The organism is Capnocytophaga stomatis (genome assembly GCF_002302635.1).
GTDB classification, from domain to species: Bacteria; Bacteroidota; Bacteroidia; order Flavobacteriales; family Flavobacteriaceae; genus Capnocytophaga; species Capnocytophaga stomatis.
The window spans coordinates 1,346,183-1,363,769 of record NZ_CP022387.1 but is presented as its reverse complement, the minus strand read 5'-3'; the positions used below and the strand labels follow the sequence as shown (position 1 = coordinate 1,363,769).

General features: G+C 37.5%; 14 protein-coding genes. 4 read left to right on the top strand and 10 right to left on the bottom strand.

The genetic code is table 11. The features are described 5' to 3' along the window. Positions 1–31 precede the first annotated feature (31 nt). From CGC58_RS06155 to CGC58_RS06110, 10 genes are all read right to left on the bottom strand, one after another. Complete coding sequence (locus CGC58_RS06155; RefSeq protein ID WP_095895853.1) at positions 32–328, bottom strand: hypothetical protein; 297 nt, start codon at positions 326–328, stop codon at positions 32–34. 492 nt (positions 329–820) lie between these two features. After that, complete coding sequence (locus tag CGC58_RS06150) at positions 821–4,312, bottom strand: efflux RND transporter permease subunit (RefSeq protein WP_095895851.1); 3,492 nt, start codon at positions 4,310–4,312, stop codon at positions 821–823. A gap of 52 nt (positions 4,313–4,364) precedes the next feature. Beyond that, positions 4,365–4,622: a DUF7660 family protein gene (locus CGC58_RS06145; RefSeq protein WP_095893491.1), complete on the bottom strand. Its 258-nt coding sequence runs from the start codon at positions 4,620–4,622 to the stop codon at positions 4,365–4,367. Positions 4,623–5,153: 531 nt separating this feature from the next. After that, positions 5,154–6,323 (bottom strand): efflux RND transporter periplasmic adaptor subunit, encoded by a 1,170-nt coding sequence (locus CGC58_RS06140; protein WP_095895849.1) that lies wholly within the window; start codon positions 6,321–6,323, stop codon positions 5,154–5,156. An 11-nt stretch (positions 6,324–6,334) separates the two neighbouring features. Then, positions 6,335–7,168 carry a BRO-N domain-containing protein gene (locus CGC58_RS06135; protein WP_095897137.1) on the bottom strand — a complete coding sequence of 278 codons (834 nt, stop codon included), beginning with the start codon at positions 7,166–7,168 and terminating at the stop codon, positions 6,335–6,337. A gap of 16 nt (positions 7,169–7,184) precedes the next feature. Continuing rightward, positions 7,185–7,910, bottom strand: a complete 726-nt coding sequence (locus CGC58_RS06130) for a nitroreductase family protein (RefSeq protein WP_095895847.1) — start codon at positions 7,908–7,910, stop codon at positions 7,185–7,187. Between the two features lie 21 nt (positions 7,911–7,931). Further along, the gene (locus CGC58_RS06125) at positions 7,932–8,423 is read right to left on the bottom strand and encodes a GNAT family N-acetyltransferase (protein WP_095895846.1); all 492 of its coding nucleotides are present in this window, start codon (positions 8,421–8,423) and stop codon (positions 7,932–7,934) included. A gap of 5 nt (positions 8,424–8,428) precedes the next feature. Then, positions 8,429–9,424: a PDDEXK nuclease domain-containing protein gene (locus CGC58_RS06120; RefSeq protein ID WP_095895845.1), complete on the bottom strand. Its 996-nt coding sequence runs from the start codon at positions 9,422–9,424 to the stop codon at positions 8,429–8,431. Between the two features lie 15 nt (positions 9,425–9,439). Next, complete coding sequence (locus CGC58_RS06115; RefSeq protein WP_095895843.1) at positions 9,440–10,780, bottom strand: TolC family protein; 1,341 nt, start codon at positions 10,778–10,780, stop codon at positions 9,440–9,442. An 18-nt stretch (positions 10,781–10,798) separates the two neighbouring features. Then, positions 10,799–11,398 carry a TetR/AcrR family transcriptional regulator gene (locus CGC58_RS06110; RefSeq protein WP_095895841.1) on the bottom strand — a complete coding sequence of 200 codons (600 nt, stop codon included), beginning with the start codon at positions 11,396–11,398 and terminating at the stop codon, positions 10,799–10,801. A gap of 188 nt (positions 11,399–11,586) precedes the next feature. On the opposite strand from CGC58_RS06110, the gene CGC58_RS06105 reads away from it, so the two are divergent. The 4 genes from CGC58_RS06105 (at position 11,587) to CGC58_RS06090 (ending at position 17,576) form a co-directional block, all read left to right on the top strand. Next, positions 11,587–12,246, top strand: coding sequence for a carbonic anhydrase (locus CGC58_RS06105; protein ID WP_095895839.1), 660 nt, complete (start codon positions 11,587–11,589; stop codon positions 12,244–12,246). A gap of 146 nt (positions 12,247–12,392) precedes the next feature. After that, positions 12,393–14,654 (top strand): inorganic phosphate transporter, encoded by a 2,262-nt coding sequence (locus CGC58_RS06100; RefSeq protein WP_095895837.1) that lies wholly within the window; start codon positions 12,393–12,395, stop codon positions 14,652–14,654. Positions 14,655–14,816: 162 nt separating this feature from the next. Beyond that, the gene (locus CGC58_RS06095) at positions 14,817–16,307 is read left to right on the top strand and encodes an NAD(P)H-hydrate dehydratase (protein ID WP_095895835.1); all 1,491 of its coding nucleotides are present in this window, start codon (positions 14,817–14,819) and stop codon (positions 16,305–16,307) included. 114 nt (positions 16,308–16,421) lie between these two features. After that, positions 16,422–17,576 carry a glycosyltransferase family 4 protein gene (locus CGC58_RS06090; protein ID WP_095895834.1) on the top strand — a complete coding sequence of 385 codons (1,155 nt, stop codon included), beginning with the start codon at positions 16,422–16,424 and terminating at the stop codon, positions 17,574–17,576. Positions 17,577–17,587: the final 11 nt, after the last annotated feature.

Sequence of the window (17,587 nt, the reverse complement as noted above, 5' to 3'; positions counted from 1 at the left end):
AAAGGCGATGTAACACATCGCCTTTTTTGTATTATACTGGTACGCATACATATTTAGCTAAAATTTTTTCCAATTTCTGAATGCTTTCAAGGCAAATCCCATCAAGATTGATATGTTTCTTTGTGCCATTTTCCTTCGTTATTTCAAGTATTTTGTTTTCGATATGAAAGCATCTTATATCATCAAAACTAAATGTTTTACCCCAAAAATTATTTACTTTTATAATGATTCCTCTTCTGTTCCACTCCACAAAGTTACGAAACCAAAACATTTTTGAGTAATTTATAAACATCATCAGAAAAGGAAGTACGTACACTATTTTCTCCATACAGGGTTTTCGATATGTAGAAGTTCATAAAGATTCAAAAGAAGCAGAATAAAACCTATTGCAATTAAAATATTTACAATCATACTGATACTGCTAAAACTTTGCGAATTATAAAAATGAATTTTTCTCATAATATTTTTGGATTTTGAGGAATAAAAACCAAGTGCCAAGTTACAAGTTTCAAAACTTTACACTTTGAACTTTATCCTTATCATTAAACATCCCCGCTCTTCGAGCTGTCCCTTCAAAGGGGCAAAAACAAGTATCAAGTAACAAACTTCAAGTGACAAGTTTCAAAACTTTATCCTTTATACTTTGAACTTTACCCTTATCATTAAACATCCCCACTCTTCGAGCTGCCCCTTCAAAGGGGCAAAAACAAGTATCAAATAACAAACTTCAAGTTACAAGTTACAAAATTTTATCCTTTTAAACTTGTAACTTGCCCCTTGAAACTTTGTACTTTATCCTTGATACTTGTCCCTTGATACTTTATCCTTTTCTTTCCACCAAAATCACTTTTCCGTTTTCGTCTTCTTGATAGACTTTCCCGAATCGATTTGAGAATTTTGAAGTCAGGTAGAACATCACCGGAACAACAATCAGCGTTAGGAAAGTAGAAAACACCAATCCGTAAATTACTGTCCACGCCAATGGTCCCCAGAAGATAACGTTATCTCCTCCGAAGTAAATGTTCGGGTTTAACGAATCAAATAGCGTAAAGAAGTTGATATTAAACCCAATAGCAAGCGGTATCAGCCCGAGCACGGTGGTAATGGCAGTAAGCAAAACAGGACGCAAACGAGCTTTTCCGCCCGATACGATAGCATCGTAAACCGACTGATTATCAATTTTGTCATACACACTCAAGCCCATTTTTTCCTTTTTGCGGTCGATGAGTAGTTGCGTATAATCAAGCAATACCACTCCGTTGTTTACCACAATTCCCGCCAAAGAGATAATTCCCATCATCGTCATCAGAATAACGAAAGGCTGTCCTGTAATAATCAGTCCTAAGAAAACTCCCGTGAAACTCAGTAATATCGTAATGAAAATCAGCGTTGGTTTCACTATTGAATTGAATTGATACACCAAAAGGAATACAATCAATCCCACAGCAATAAGCAACGCTGTTGAAAGGAAAGCCATTTCTTTGTTTTGTTCTTCAATCTGTCCGGTAAAATCGATTTTGATATCCTGCGGAAGGTCGAAGTTTTTCATTTCCTGCTGAATTTGCCTTACGATGGCACTTGCATCACTAAATCCGGGGCTTAAAGCCGAATAAAGCGTTACCACACGGTCGGTTTTGTTGTGTTTTATGGTGCTGAACGACGAAGTGTTTTTGTATTTGGTCACGGAAGAAACGGGAACGTGTCGCCATTCTCCTGTGGTGGCATCTCTGAAAATGATGTGTTGATTGAACAATACATTGGTATTGTAACGGTCTGCCTGATTAAAGCGAACGTAAATATCGTAATCATCGCCTTTTTCCTTGTAAACGCCTGCTTTCTCCCCGAATACGGAACGACGCAATTGGTTGGAAATCTGCCCGACAGAAACACCCAATTCGCCTGCTTTTACGCGGTCGATTTCAACCTCTATGGCAGGTTTATTTTTGTTGACATCTATTTTCAGCTCATCAATCCCTGCAATGTTTTTCTGACCGATAAAATCACGCATACGCTCGGCAGTGGTGATAAGCTCACCGTAGTCCTCGCCCCGAAGTTCGATGTTTATCGGATGTCCGGCAGGCGGTCCGTTTTGGTCTTTTTCAACCGAAATGGAAACCCCGGGGTAAACGCCCCTTAAATCGGATTGAATTTTCGCACGAAGTTCCTCTGAATCTTGTCCTCGACGATATTTAAACTCACGAAGCGTTACCGTCACTTTCCCTCGATTAGGCATTTCAGCCGACGAAGCTCCATCGGTATAAGGATTTCCTGCTCCTTCGCCCACTTGTGCCACTGCCGATTCCACCATAAAGTTGTAATCGCCGTCTTTGTATTGGTCGCTGTTTAAAAGGGCATAGATTCGTTTTTCGATGTCTTGGGTTACGGTGTTGGTCTTTTCAATGTCCGTTCCTTCAGGATATTCGATGTAAACGATGATTTGGTTCGGTTTGTTATCGGGGAAGAAGTTTATGCTCGTACGCCCCGTACCTACCGACCAGCCAAATAACACAAACGAAACGATTAGCAAAGCAAAAGTAGATGCCACCAACAAATACGGATTCTTCCCGCGAAGTGTAAAACGAAGGGTTTTCTCATACATATCCTCCATTCTTGTAAGTACTTTCTTTTGGAAACTATCCGCAAGCCCTTTGATGCAATATTTGTACGCCCATAGTGAAATAATCGTGAAGTAAATCACCGTTCCTAAGCCGCGTACGGCTCCCCCGACCAGTATTATGAACGTTCCGATGACGAAAAGTAATATACTGATCCTTACCAGCTGTTTTACACTGAGTACTTTCTCCTTAATGTCCATAAATTCGGATACTAACATCGAGTTGAAGAAGATTGCCACGAAAAGCGATGACCCCAACACAATGGAAAGCGTCAGTGGGAAGTACATCATAAAATCTCCCATAATTCCAGGCCACATCGCCAAAGGCAAAAACGCTCCTACGGTGGTTAAGGTGGAAATGATAATCGGTACGGCGACCTCCCCGATACCTGCTTTGGCAGCTTCGTATCTGCTCATTCCTTCTTTTTCCATCAATCGGTAAACATTTTCGACCACTACGATTCCGTTATCCACAAGCATTCCCAGTCCCATAATAAGTCCGAAGAGAATCATCGTGTTGAGCGTATAGCCCAAAGCATTGATAATCATAAAGGACATAAACATCGACATCGGTATGGCAAATCCCACAAACAACGCATTGCGGAAACCTAAGAAGAACATCAGTACGCCCACCACAAGGAACACCCCGAAAATCACATTGTTGCTGAGGTCACTTACCATATTTTCAGTCTGTTGTGATTGGTCATTGGCAATGGTTATCGATAAATCTTTCGGAAAATCGCTTCGCATTTCGTTTACTAATTCCTTGATTTTCTCACTTGCCTGAATCATATTCTCTCCCGAACGCTTTTTCACATCAAGCATCACCACTCCCTGACCAAATTCGCGAGCGTAGGTAGTTCTATCCTTATCTCGGAATGATACTTGGGCAATGTCTCCCAAAAAAACGATGCCTTTGTCAGATTTTACAACGAAGTTTTTCAAATCCTCAGGCTTTTCTATCTCTCCCACTAAGCGTATGGTACGTCTTTGCCCAGAGGAAATGAGATTCCCCGCAGACATTGTTACATTCCCTCTGCCGATGGCATTTATCACATCATCAATACTCACTCGCGAAGCCATCATTTTGTACATATCAATGGCTACCTCCACTTCTTTTTCCTGTGCTCCGCGTATGGTTGCCTCTTTTATCTCTGGCAAACTCTCAATTTTCTTCTGCATCTGCTCGGCAAACTCTTTTAGCTTGGCGGTGGGGTAATTTCCTGAAATGTTTACATTCAAAATAGGGATAAACTCCGAAATAGTAATATCAAATACATTAGGCTCCACCTTTGCCCCGTTGAATGTAGGCCAATCTTCGCTTGACACTTCCTTATCCACCTCATCTTTTACCTTTTGCAAAGCACTTTCGATGGTGATTTTCTCGGTGAATTCGAGCGTTATCATTCCGTAATCTTCCTGCGAGGAGGATTGTATTTTTTTCAGGTGACTGACTCCTTTGAGTTTCTCTTCCAACGGGTCAACAATCAGCCTTTCGATGTCCTCGGCGGTATTTCCGGGATAGACAACGCTGATGTAAATCTTCGTGTCCTTAATTTCCGGAAAACTCTCGCGAGGCATATTCATATACGCCAGCATTCCGGCAAGGAAAAAGATAAAAATCATCACGTAAATCGTGAATTTGTTGTCAATTGCCCAAGACGACATCTTGAACTCTTTATCTTTGATATTACTCATAATAGAATATTGGTTTTATTTCTTAACTATGTTGATTATTTCTGCACTTTTCTCATTCATAAATCATTGCTCCTTTAAAAATATCAGCAAAAACGCTCCAGTTCGCGATATTTGCATCAATATCTTGATTGGTATTTGCGTAATACTGCTGAATATCTTCCGTATATCGGCTTAAAGCGTCTAGAAAATCGGGTAAAGTGGTATTTTCCCAATCTTGCGGATTGTGTTCGAGATTATTTTTAAGCATTTCCAAGAATTTTGCAAAATCCTCACGTGTATTCACTTGTATTTGATGAATATTTGGGTTCATATTTTGTATTTATTTTTATGATTACCACTACGGATTTCATTTTTACCGTCCTAAAACCGATTTTTACCAATTCAAAATATATATTTACCACTTATAAACTGATTTTTACCTTCCATAAATCAATTTTTGCTCATTATAAATTGATATTTACCATTTATAAGTGAATATTTATCACTCACAAATGAAAATTTCCCTGAAATAAATGGATTTTTACCAGTCAGAATCCATTTCCTGCTGGTCAGAATCCATTTCTTGTCGGTAAAAACTCATTTCTTTTCAGTCGGAATTTATTTCTATTTGGTTAGACTCCATTTCTTGTTGGTCATAATCCATTTCTTGTTGGTAGAAATTCATTTCTTGTTGGTAGAAATTCATTTCCTTCTGGTAAAAATAGATTTCTTAATGATAAGAACTTATTTCTTGTCGGTCAAAATTGATTTCTTCTTGGTTGAAATCCGTTTCCTACTGATAATAATCGATTCCTTTCACTTCACTACGAAAAAACAACCAAGCTGATACAAAATCTAAGCCTTACAAAGTCGATACGCGTTGTCCTTCTTGCACGCTTCTTGCTCCTTCTCGGATGATTTTATCACCTTTTTTCACGCCTGATAGAATTTCCGTAAATCCGTTTTGCGTTTTTCCGGTGGTAATCACAACACGCTCGGCAACGTACTGATTTTCATCGTTTGTTTTTTGAGCAAGAAACACATATTGCTCGCCTTTGGCGTTTTCCGAAATGATATCCATCGGCAATAAAATGGCTTCTTTGTTTTGATAATCATTCACTTGCAAACGAGCCGTCATATTAGGCTTGATAGCGTTGTTTTTATTAGGCAAACGGATTTCAATCTTAAACGAACGATTCGCCGGATTGATAAAGTTGGAAACTTGACTTACTTTCGTGTCGAGTTGCTCGCCCAAAACCGAGATATCCACCTTGGCTTGCGTACCTTTTTTTACATTAGCCACGTAATGTTCAGGCACTTCCGATTCCAGATACATATTCGACAGGTTCACAAGCCGAAGCACAGGCATTCCGGGAGCTACCACCGTTCCCACGTCGGTTATCACATCGTCAATTACCCCTGAAAACGGAGCGTAAATGTTGGCTTTGGCAACCTGCTTTTGCATTTGCTCCACCGCACTTTGCTGTGTTTCGTAAGCCGATTTGGCTTGTAGGTATTGAATTTCCGACCCGATTTTATTTTCCCATAATCGCGATTGACGCTCAAAGGTAGTTTTTGCCAATTCGGCTTGGATTTTAAGTTGTGATAATTGTTGGGAAATTCCACCATCTTGAATCGATGCCAGAAGTTGTCCTCTTTGTACATTTTGACCTTTTTGCACGTATATTCTCTCCAAAACTCCTCCAAATTCTGCATTTAGGGTGATATTTTGAGTGGTTTTTATCGTTCCTTGCAACTCCAAAAAGTGGTTGAAAAGTGTATCTTTCACTTCCAAAAGCGATACCAACACCTGAGCCGACCCCTCTTCGGGGAATTTGCTGAGAGAAGCATCAAGGGAAGCGATTTGCGTTTCAAGCTCTTTTATTTTTGCAGAAATTTCATCTCTTTTCTGACGGATTTCCGTTTTTGAACCTTTCGCGATGACCTCTTCCACCGACGGATTTTTGGTTTCTCCGCACGATGCCAACAACACCAAAGCGGAAACAATAAGCTGAATGTTAATGTATTTCATTATATCTGATTTTATTTGTTGTTTGAATTATTTTTGTTTTGTAACATTTTTTTTGCACTTGCCGAAGAAACTACTTTTTTGCCTGTTCGGGCTTCAAGCTCTTCTCGAGCAACTTTGGCAACATTACCACCCTGCTGAGCCACAGCGATGTTTTGCTCAAAGGTTTCGGGTTGTGTGGCTTGTGAAATATCTTTGGTAGAGGCTTCGGCTAACATATTTAAAATAAGCTCCGTATTAGTCATATTATCTCGCAAATTTTCTTTTTTCAATCCTTTAAGAACTTTGTATTCTTTGGTGGTTTTGCCTGACCAAGTTTTGGTAATAATATCGGTTAGAGTGGCGAATTGTTGTCCTTCTTTTACACCTCGTTTTTTCCACTCGTCGGTAAGTTCTTTACGAATTTCAATGCTTTTTAGCCGTTGGTTAATCCAATTTTCGGAATACCCAAGTTGGAGATATTGTTGTAAGGCTCGGTCTATGGAAATTTCGGGGTCTTGCATTTCGTCCAAACGTTCGCTACCTACCTGAGCCAACCAAAGTTTAAAAGGTTCGGCTTTGGGTGAGGGTACAGATTGGATAAGCCTTAGTAATTGTTCGGTATCAGCAACATCGGTTTTGTAATATTTCCCGTCAGAAGAAAGCATTTTCAGTTGACTACAATTTGTAGCCAACTCACTTCCTTCTTTTTTTAAACGTGTTTTTAAAACACTCCAATACTTTCTCGGATTGGGACTTTCTGTTAAAACCTCAATCACATCAACGATGGAAAACCACCATTTTTCTTGTTGCTCGTCCCACTGCGAACGCACTTTTTTCTGTTCAAATATTTTTATGTTATTTTCCATTTTCTTTGTCAACTTTTTACACCTGATGATATATCTCTTCAAACGGAACGCGGAATCTTTCGCCCCAAATGCCGCCCTCTTTTCGGATGCCACAAGTGATAATCATATTGATTTCTGTATTGGAAGGAAGTTTCAACGCTTTTTTTACCAATTTGCTATCAAATCCTTCTAACGGACAGGTATCGTATTGTTTTTCAGACATTGCTATCATAAAAGTTTGTACTGCCAATGCACAACTTTTATGCACAACGGTTCGTACTTCGGCTTCGGATACTTGCCTTACTATCGGGCGAAATAGTCCGATGCTCAGCACCATTATTTTGCGAACCCAACCTAACAAACCGAAACATCTGCGATATAAAAAAGGCATTAATTTGCCATAATAGGTTTCTCGGTCTTTTATTCTCTTGGCTTGTCTTTCCGAAGGGCTGTTGCGTTGTACATTGCCTTTTTCAAACTCCAAAATGGCTTTAGCTCTTTCTTTATATAAATCTTGCCGAGTGACGAAAACCACCATTTGCTGAGCCGTTTTTGCAGCACTTTGCGACAAACAAGCTTCGGTTAGTTTCGCCAAAACGGATTTGTCGGTAACGTGATACACCTCCCACAATTGCATATTGGAGCTTGTGGGAGCGAGCTGTGCCAATTCCAAACATTCACGTGCTTTTTCCGTTTCAATGGGTTTGGTTTCGTCATACAGACGCACGGCACGACGGTAATTTAATATTTCTTTTAAGTTCATAATCTTCGTGTAAGTATGTTTTTACTTTTTGAATTTCAATCTGAGAATTTCTCCGGGCAATCCGTCAAAATCTTTGTATTCTTGGTGTTCAAAATGATTGTTTGTTAATATCTTCCTTGAAGGAATGTTTTTAGGATCAATAATAGCAAAAAGTTCCTCTATTTGCGGATGATTTCGGGCAAAATCAATCAATCGTTTGGCGACTTTTCCTGCAAAGCCCTTGCCCCAAAATTCGGGTAAAATCATATAGCCTAATTCGGCTTCTTTGCTATCCGATGCTTCAATCTCTAATTTTGCAAATCCTACAAAAGATTGATTTTCAGGATTTATGATTTTAAAAATTCCAAAATCGGGATGTATTTGGTTTTTCGTCAATTCCTTATCAAAGTCACTTTTCGCTTCCTCTAACGGAATGGCTCGTTCGGTAATCATCTCCATTACACGAATATCGCCTACCAATTGAAAGTAATGCTCAAAATCTTTATCTTCAAATTTACTTAAAATAAAATTCATCGTTTTTACAACAATTTTTCCAATTCTCTTTCTAATTCTTTTTTTTCAGGAAGATATAATTGATATTTGCTTACAAAGAGCTGATTACTAATATTTTCAGTTGCATATTCTACTAAAATATGATCTTTGTATGCTCCTAATACAATGCCTATTGGCTGATTATCTCCCTCTACATTTTCTTCCTTTTGAAAATAATTTAGATATAAATTCATTTGCCCAATGTCTTGGTGATTTACCTCTCCTCTTTTCAAATCTATAAGCACAAAACATTTTAAAATACGATGGTAAAATACCAAATCTACATAAAAATGATTTCCTGAGAGAGAAATTCTGTATTGTCTTTTAACGAAAGTAAATCCTTTTCCTAATTCCATCAAGAAATCTTGTAAATTAGAAATCAATTTACCTTCCAATTCGCTTTCCAAATATTGATGTTGCATCGGAAGATTCAAAAATTCCAAAACATAAGGGTCTTTTAATATATCTTGGGCTTTGTGTATTTCTTGTCCTTTTTCAGCCAATTCCAAGATACCCTTTTTATCTTTACTCAATGCTAAGCGATGAAAAAGCATACTTTTCATTTGCCTTTTAAGTTCCCTTACACTCCAATTGTCTTTTTCTGCCTGAATGGTATAGAATTTAATCGCCAAAGGCTGTTCCGCTTTCAGAATTTCAAAATAATGAGACCAACTCAATTTGTGAGACAATGTCTCACTATTTGGGAAACTTATATATAATTTTCTCATATAAAATAAGTTAGATCTGCTAAATCCTTTCCCATACACAGCAGTTAAGTCTTTTGATAATCGTTCTAAAAGCTCACTTCCATAAGTTGCTTTTTCTTTTCCTTTTTGTTCAAACTCCACAATATATCTACCTATCAACCAATAGGTATGCACCAAAATTGTATTAACAGAAGTAGCCGCTTGTTCTCTTCCTTTTTTAAGTAAGTTTCCTATTTCTGAAACTAAATTAGTATAATTTGTAGGTTCGATATTCATAATTTTTTCGTTTTCTTAATTAACCTGCAACGACTTTAAAACTTCTTTTTTATTTAACAGATTAACCATTGATTGCAGAAATTCTTGTTGGGCAGCATAGAGTTGCAATTGAGCTTGACGCAGGTCGAAACTCGTTGCCAAACCTTCGGTATATTTGATTTGATTTTTGTTTTCGATACGTTTTGCTAAATCCAAATTTTCACGCAAGGTTTGATGTTCTTCTATGGCGAACTGCAAGTCGCTCAACGCTTTATCGTGTTGCATTCGCAATTGTTGTTTGGTTAGATTCAAATCGTTTTTTGACTTTTCTAACTCAATTTGAGAGCGTTGCACCTTACTTGAACGCATAAATGAACTGAAAATCGGGATTTCCAAACTTACGCCAAAAAGAGCACTCCCAAACCATCTTTTGTTTGTATCGAAAAATGAAAATTTGTCGTCAAAAGCATTGTATGCTCCGTTAAGGAAAGCACTCAAACGAGGCAAAGATTGACTTTTTTCGAATTTTACCAACAATTCCTGCGAACGTACACTATTGGAAGCTATTTTAAAATCAATATTCGATTCCAAATTGAAATTTGCTTCATTTTCAATGCTTTCGGCTATGGTTTGTGTTGTGAGTTGCTCCAAATTGTCTTTTAGTTGCACTTGGTCGTCCAAATTTAAACCCAAAGTGATGTTGAGCATTTTTTTGGAAAGCTCATACAAACGCTTGGTATTGTTTAAGTTATTGTTAATGTTTGCTAGTGTAATTTGTAGCTGTTCCACATTTTCTTCTTCGCCCAATCCGTTTTCAAAAATGGCTTTGGTTTCGTTCAAATTTTTCTCCAAAACACGCTTGTTTTCCTCCAAAATTCGGATACTTTCTTCCGAAAGTAGCACATTGGCATAAGCATCAACAACGGTTTTTCGTAGTTCGATGTCGCTTTTCTGTTTGGAAAGTTCTGAAATTTGTAAATATACCTTAGCACTTTGTAAACCAACCAAATAAGAGCCATCGAAAATCAATTGCGAAAGTGTGGCAGAAGCATTTACGTTTTGCTTCGTTCCGAAAGTGGCTTCGGCAAATTCGCCCTTCTGTCCTCCGAAAAATTCCGCAGGAATAAGCGTAACTTGTTGTTTTAAAAAGTGTTGATAATCTACTTTTGCGTTGATTTGAGGCAATCCAGTAGCGGTGGCTTCCCATTTCTTTTTTCGGGCAGCTTCAATGTCTGCTGCGGCATTTTTAGATTTTAGATTGTTTTCAATGGCGAAGGAAACCGCTTCCTCCAATGAAAACCGATATGTTTGAGTTTCTTGCGAAAATCCTGATAGTCCGCAGAAAACTAATAGAATAAAAATAAATTTATGATTCATTGTATTTATTGTGATTTTTTAATCTTTCTTCAAAATTTCTTCCAATATGGCGACACCTTTCGGGGTGGCGATGGCTCGAATGTGATACTCCAAGTAAGTGCCGGAAATGGTTTTTTTGTCGTAATCAGTGAAAAAGAGCAAATTATTGCCCGATTCAATCATAACGTGCAAGTACAATCGCATCGTGAAATCCAAGTTGATGTCTTTTCGGTACATACCCAGCTCAATGCCTGTTTTTAAGTTTTGCAGAATTAGTCCGCCAACTTCCTCCAACTGTTTGTTTTGCATCTCTTTATAGATTTTCGGATAGTACTTTTGCAGTTGTTTTTGAGGCGAATTGTTCACAATTACAGGCTGGCAGGAAAAGAATCGCTCGGTTTCGTAAAGTTGCTCGATGGGATTCTGTTCGCTCGACATAAGTGCTTTGGCTTGTTCGTTTAGTTTTGAACTAACGTACAAAACCACCGTTCGGATAAGGTCAGTTTTGTCCTTAAAATGATTGTAAAGCGTTTTTTTGGAAACGCCTGCCTTTCGGGCAATATCGTCCATCGTAACGGATTTGATTCCCAAGTCAATCAAAAGGTCGCGTGCCACTATGATAAGTTGTTCTTTTGCCATCGTTTTAGTTTTCAGTGCAAAATTAATCAGGAAACTTAAAAAACCAAATTAGTTTCCGTGTTTTTGTGATATTTTTAACTATTCGATTTATTAAAGAAGCTCACGGAAGGTTGATTTTTATGAAAATAATGTGCATTTGTTATTTGTTTTTTTACCTTTGTCGCTAAAGATTTTTTAAAAAGTAATTTATGCCTACGTACCAATGTATCTTTGAGAATAACAAAAAATGGGTGGAGAAGAAAAGAGGGGAAAATGTAAATTTTTTCAAGGAATTGGCTAAAACTCAAAATCCGGATTTTTTGTATATCGGATGTTCCGATAGCCGTGTAACTGCCGAAGAATTAATGGGTTTAGGTCCCGGAGAGGTTTTTGTACATCGTAATATTGCCAATGTTGTTAATACGCTCGATATGAGCTCAACCGCTGTAATTCAGTATGCTGTGGAACATTTGCGGGTAAAACATATCATTGTTTGCGGGCATTATGGTTGCGGAGGAGTAAAAGCAGCGATGCAATCAAAAGACTTTGGGTTATTAAATCCTTGGCTTAGAACCATTCGTGATGTGTATCGCTTGCATCAAACGGAATTGGACAACATCCAAGATGAAGAACTTCGTTATCAGCGTTTGGTGGAACTAAATGTTTTGGAGCAGTGCTTAAATGTTATCAAAATGGCTTGTGTGCAAGAGAGTTATCTTGAAAATAAGTTTCCGACGGTTCACGGTTGGGTTTTTGATTTGAAAACCGGGCGGTTGATTGATTTGAACATTAACTTTGAAGAAGTTCTGAGCGAAGTTCAAAAAATTTATAATTTAACGGGGCAAGAAAAATGTAAGGACAAAAAATAAACTTTCGTTTTTATGAAAGAATGACATTTTATGCCTCTGAAAAAGTGTTTTAAGTAAAATAAAGATAATAAAAAATGGCGATTGTTAACGATTTGATAACACGTATTATTTTCGATTAACGGATATTTGCCTCAAAAAGAATTAGTATGGAACAAGTGTACATCTTTATGCTCTTCGTTTTCTTTGTTCTTGCTGTTGTTGATTTGACAGTGGGGGTAAGCAACGATGCAGTAAACTTTTTAAATTCGGCAGTGGGTTCAAAAGTAGCAACATTGCGAACTATTATGATTATAGCGAGCGTTGGTGTGGCTTTTGGAGCTATTTTTTCCAGTGGAATGATGGAAATTGCCCGAAAGGGAATTTTTAACCCAACGGAATTCTACTTCGATGAAGTAATGGTCATTTTTATGGCGGTTATGCTGGCAGATATATTACTTCTCGACCTTTTCAATACTTTGGGATTACCAACATCAACCACTGTTTCCATTGTATTTGAGTTGCTCGGAGCTGCGGTTTGTTTGGCGATTATCAAAATCAGCACAAACGGGGAATCACTTTCAACACTTGGGCAATACATCAACACGAAAGAAGCAACCAAGATAGTAACAGGTATTTTTACATCAATTGTGATAGCCTTTACGGTAGGTACCATAGTTCAATATTTGGCTCGGTTGGTTTTTTCTTTCCGTTATGAAAAGAGCATCAGGTACGTAGGAGGCGTTTTCGGAGGAGTAGCTCTGACGGCACTTACGTATTTTATTATCTTCAAAGGACTGAAAGGAGTGGCTTTCATCTCGAAAGAAGCAATCAGCTGGATGGATGCAAATATCGTTTATATTTTGCTTGGCTGTTTTGTATTTTATTCGGTGCTCTCTCACGTTTTAATTCAATTGAGAGTCAATATATTCCGAATTGTTATCTTAAGTGGTACGTTTGCGTTGGCTATGGCTTTTGCAGGAAACGACTTGGTTAACTTTATCGGGGTTCCTGTAGCTGCTTGGCAATCTTTTGAATTATGGCAATCTTCAGGGGCTGAGCATAATAGCTTTTTGATGTCAGGCTTGAGTGAAGGAATGACGGCTCCGACATATTTATTGCTTTTGGCAGGGACTATAATGGTTCTTACACTTTGGTTTTCTAAAAAAGCACGCAATGTGATGGAAACAGAAGTAAGCCTTTCACATCAAGGTGACGGAGAGGGAGAAGAAAAATTTGCGTCAAATATGTTATCTCGCCTCATAGTGAGGGTTACTGTATTTATTTCATACGTGGTTAATGCGATTACTCCAAAATCATTGAGTGAAAAGATAGACAAACGTTTTGAAAAACCGGAAGAGGATTCAACAACTCGTAAAGAAGACTTACCTGCTTTTGACTTGGTCCGTGCGGCTATGAATCTTGTTGTTTCAAGTAGCTTGATAGCGATGGGTACTTCTTTAAAACTTCCGTTATCAACAACTTATGTTACGTTTATGGTGGCTATGGGTTCGTCATTGGCTGACAGAGCTTGGGGAAGAGACAGTGCCGTTTACCGTGTAGCGGGAGTAATACGAGTGGTCGGGGGATGGTTTATGACCGCAATAGTTGCATTTTTTGGAGCATTTATTGTCGCGGCAGCTCTGTACTACGGAGAAATTATCGGATTGATTTCACTGATTTCGTTTGTAGGATTCTTGTTATTCCGCAGTGCAGTGAGTTACAAGAAAAGACAAAAAGAAAAAGAAGAAAACAAAAAACCTATGTTTGAACAAGCTGATTTAGCGACCATTAACGGCGTTATTAAAGAAAGTTCAAATTACATAGCAAACACAATTTCGAAAATTGAAACCGTTTACGGAGAAGTTGTTAAGAACTTGGGAACTCAGGATTTAGGTAATCTGACCAAAGATAAGAAAACAACCAAAAAGTTAGAAAAAGAACTTGACGGTTTAAAAGGAAACGTTTTCTATTTCATTAAGTCATTGAATGACAGTTCTGTAGCTTCAAGTAAGTTTTATATAATGATTTTGGATAATTTGCAGGATATGGCACAATCCCTCCACGCCATAACAACACACAGTTATGAACACGTGAATAATAATCATAAAAATCTTAAATTTAATCAGTTAAGAGATTTGAAATGGATTTCGGAAAGCCTTGAAAAACTATTGGAAAATGAAGCAAAACTTTTCAGAGGAGAAAATTATTCAAACCTAAATCATATTTTGCAAGAAGGTATGATTTTGAAGAAAGATGTTTCGAGAATGGTTCAAAAACAAATTGACAGAATCCGAACCTCTGAAACAAGCCCGAAGAATACCAAGTTGTATTTCAACTTGTTGCTCGAAACAAATGCTTTAGTTCGTGCGAATAACAATCTTCTGTTACAATTCAAAGAATTTCAAGAAGAACAAAAGAAAGCAAAATAAAAGCACTAAAATAGAGGAAAAGAACTCCAAATTTCATAAAGAAGTTTGGAGTTTTTCTCTTTTTAAGAATTATTCTTTGTTTTTTTACTTAAAATATATATCTTTGGGGAATTATTAATTAGTAATTTCGGATTTTTAAATCTTTGTTTCATCTGCATATTTATGAAAATTTTATTTACAGAACAAATACAGCAGGCATATAATCAAACTATTAAAAAACAGCGTATAACGCGTAGGAAGCTTATGGAAAGAGCTTCCGAACAGGTTTTTTTGTGGTTGCAGAAGAACACGGATTTAAACAAGAAAGTTATAATTTATGTAGGGTTGGGCAACAATGGCAGTGATGGGCTGGCAGTTGCTCAGATGCTTTCCAAAGCAAAACGAGACGTAGAGGTGTACATCGTTAATTTCAATGAAAACCCAACGGAGGATTTCTTGAAAAATTTGGGCACTCTCGTCCGAAGTAAAAAGGTGAAAATAAACGATTTGTATTCCTGTTCGGAGATTCCTGAAATTTCGCCGGAAGCAATTGTAGTCGATGCAATTTTCGGGGCAGGATTTAACAGATATGTTTCCGATTGGATGCAATGTATTTTTGAAAAAATCAATGAATCAGGAGCTTACGTGGTTAGCATTGATATTCCTTCGGGTTTGTATTTGGACAGAATACCAATGTCGGACGAAGTTTTCGTTAAACCGAACATCGTACTTACGTTCCAAGTTCCTAAACTGATTTTTTTGCTCCCTGAAACCGGAAAATACATTCCTAATTGGGAAATTTTGGATGTTGGTTTGGAAAAGTCTGTTTTAGATGCTATAAATTCTGATTATGAATTTATTACGGAAGAGTGTATGTCTAAAATATACAAACTGAGAAACAAGTTTTCACACAAGGGCTCGTTTGGGCACGCTTTGCTTGTTGGGGGAAGCTACGGAAAGGTAGGAGCTATGGTTCTGAGCGGAACTTCGGTGTTGAGGTCAGGGGCGGGTCTTTTAACGATACTTGCTCCTAAGTGCGGATATGAAATTTTGCAAACTGCTGTTCCTGAGGCAATGGTGATTACATCTGCGGGGAAAAAATATCTTTCCCCTACGGAAATACCTTTCGAGCCTTCTGCAATAGGAATTGGAGTAGGAATGGGAACTCAGCCTCAAACAGCAGAGCTTTTATTTGAATTGTTTGAAAAGTATTCGAATGTTCCGTTTGTAATTGATGCCGATGCATTGAATATTCTTTCTCAAAATCCAAAAGAATTTTCCAAAATTCCTAAAAATTCAATTCTTACGCCGCATCCTATTGAATTAGAAAGACTTATCGGAGTTTGGAAAGATGACTTTGACAAAATAGAGAAAGCGAGAAAATTCGCAAAAAAACATAAAATAATCTTAGTTATTAAAGGAGCTTACACAATGATTACCGACGGAATTCATCTTTGGGTTAATTCAACAGGAAATGCAGGAATGGCAACGGCAGGAAGTGGAGATGTGCTAACCGGAATTTTGTTAGGATTATTATCTCAAGGGTATAGCTCTTTGGAATCCAGTGTTTTAGGTGTGTATTCGCACGGAAAAGCAGGAGATAAAATTGCTTCTGAAAAAGGACAAGAAAACCTCATAGCAAGTGATTTGTGCAGAGAGATAAGGCTGCAATGAGTTTATAATTAGATATTTAAGAAACATAACATTGTGCTGCAATTTTAAAATAAATGTGATTAAAATTGTGGCATTTCGTTTAATTACGTACCTTTGCTCGGTGCAAATATTAATATGAAACAACTTACCCTTTTACAAAGCCCAGAAATAATCGCAATTTGGATTTTTGTGTTGTCCTTTGCGGTTTGTTATCTGGCAATGCCCAGCATCATATACGTTGTAAGACGGAAGAATTTGATGGATAATCCTAACGGCAGAAGTTCTCATTCGCAAAAAACCCCAACGATGGGAGGCATAGCGTTCTATGTTAGCCTGATTTTTACTCTCTTTTTCATCAGTAGTTATGATACTAATTATATGGGGATTAATATAGTTTCGGGGGCGAGTATTATGTTTTTCTTGGGTCTTAAGGATGATTTGACTGGCGTAAACCCGAGTACTAAAATTGTAGGGCAAATTTTAGCTACTTTTATATTATTGCTCTTTGGAACGGAACTGAGGATATATTCTCTGGATGGTTTTCTGTGGTTTGACGAAATTCCGTTTTGGTTTTCATTGTTTTTCAGTTGTTTTGTTGTGATGACCATTGTTAATTCCTTTAATTTGATTGATGGAATTAATGGTTCGGCGGCAATGGTAGGGATTGTTATTTTTGGATGTTTTGGTTATGTTTTTTACCAATCGGAAGACATTTATTATTTCTTATTTTCGATTTTGTGTATTGGCTTTTTGCTGGCTTTTTTAAGATATAATTTATCCTCCAGAAAGAAAATTTTTATGGGAGATACAGGCTCACTGGTTGTGGGCTTCATTATCGGTGTTTTGGCGTTGAAATTTCTTTCCTTACCTTCTTTAGGTTTACAGAAAGCTTATATCAATCCGGCTAACAAAATATGGGTGTTATTGGCTATTGTGTTCATTCCTTTTTTTGATACAACTCGTGTTTTTATAGCGAGAACCATTCGTGATGGTAAGCCGTTTAAAGCCGACCGAAATCATATTCATCACGTAATGATTGATTATATGGGACTCTCACACGGACGGGCAAGTTTTCTGCTGGCAACAATCAATTTGGTGATTTTTCTGGTGGTTATGTTGCTGAATATGATTTTTTCACCAATCTATTTATTTGCTTCAATATTTTTGATTTTCATAGGATTGGTATTAATATTGTTCTACTTTAACAAAAGTTACATAACAAGAAAAAGCAAGCAGAAAATCAGGAAAATACTAAACTCATCAGGATTAAGTAAAAACAATAAAAAATAAAAGTACAGTGG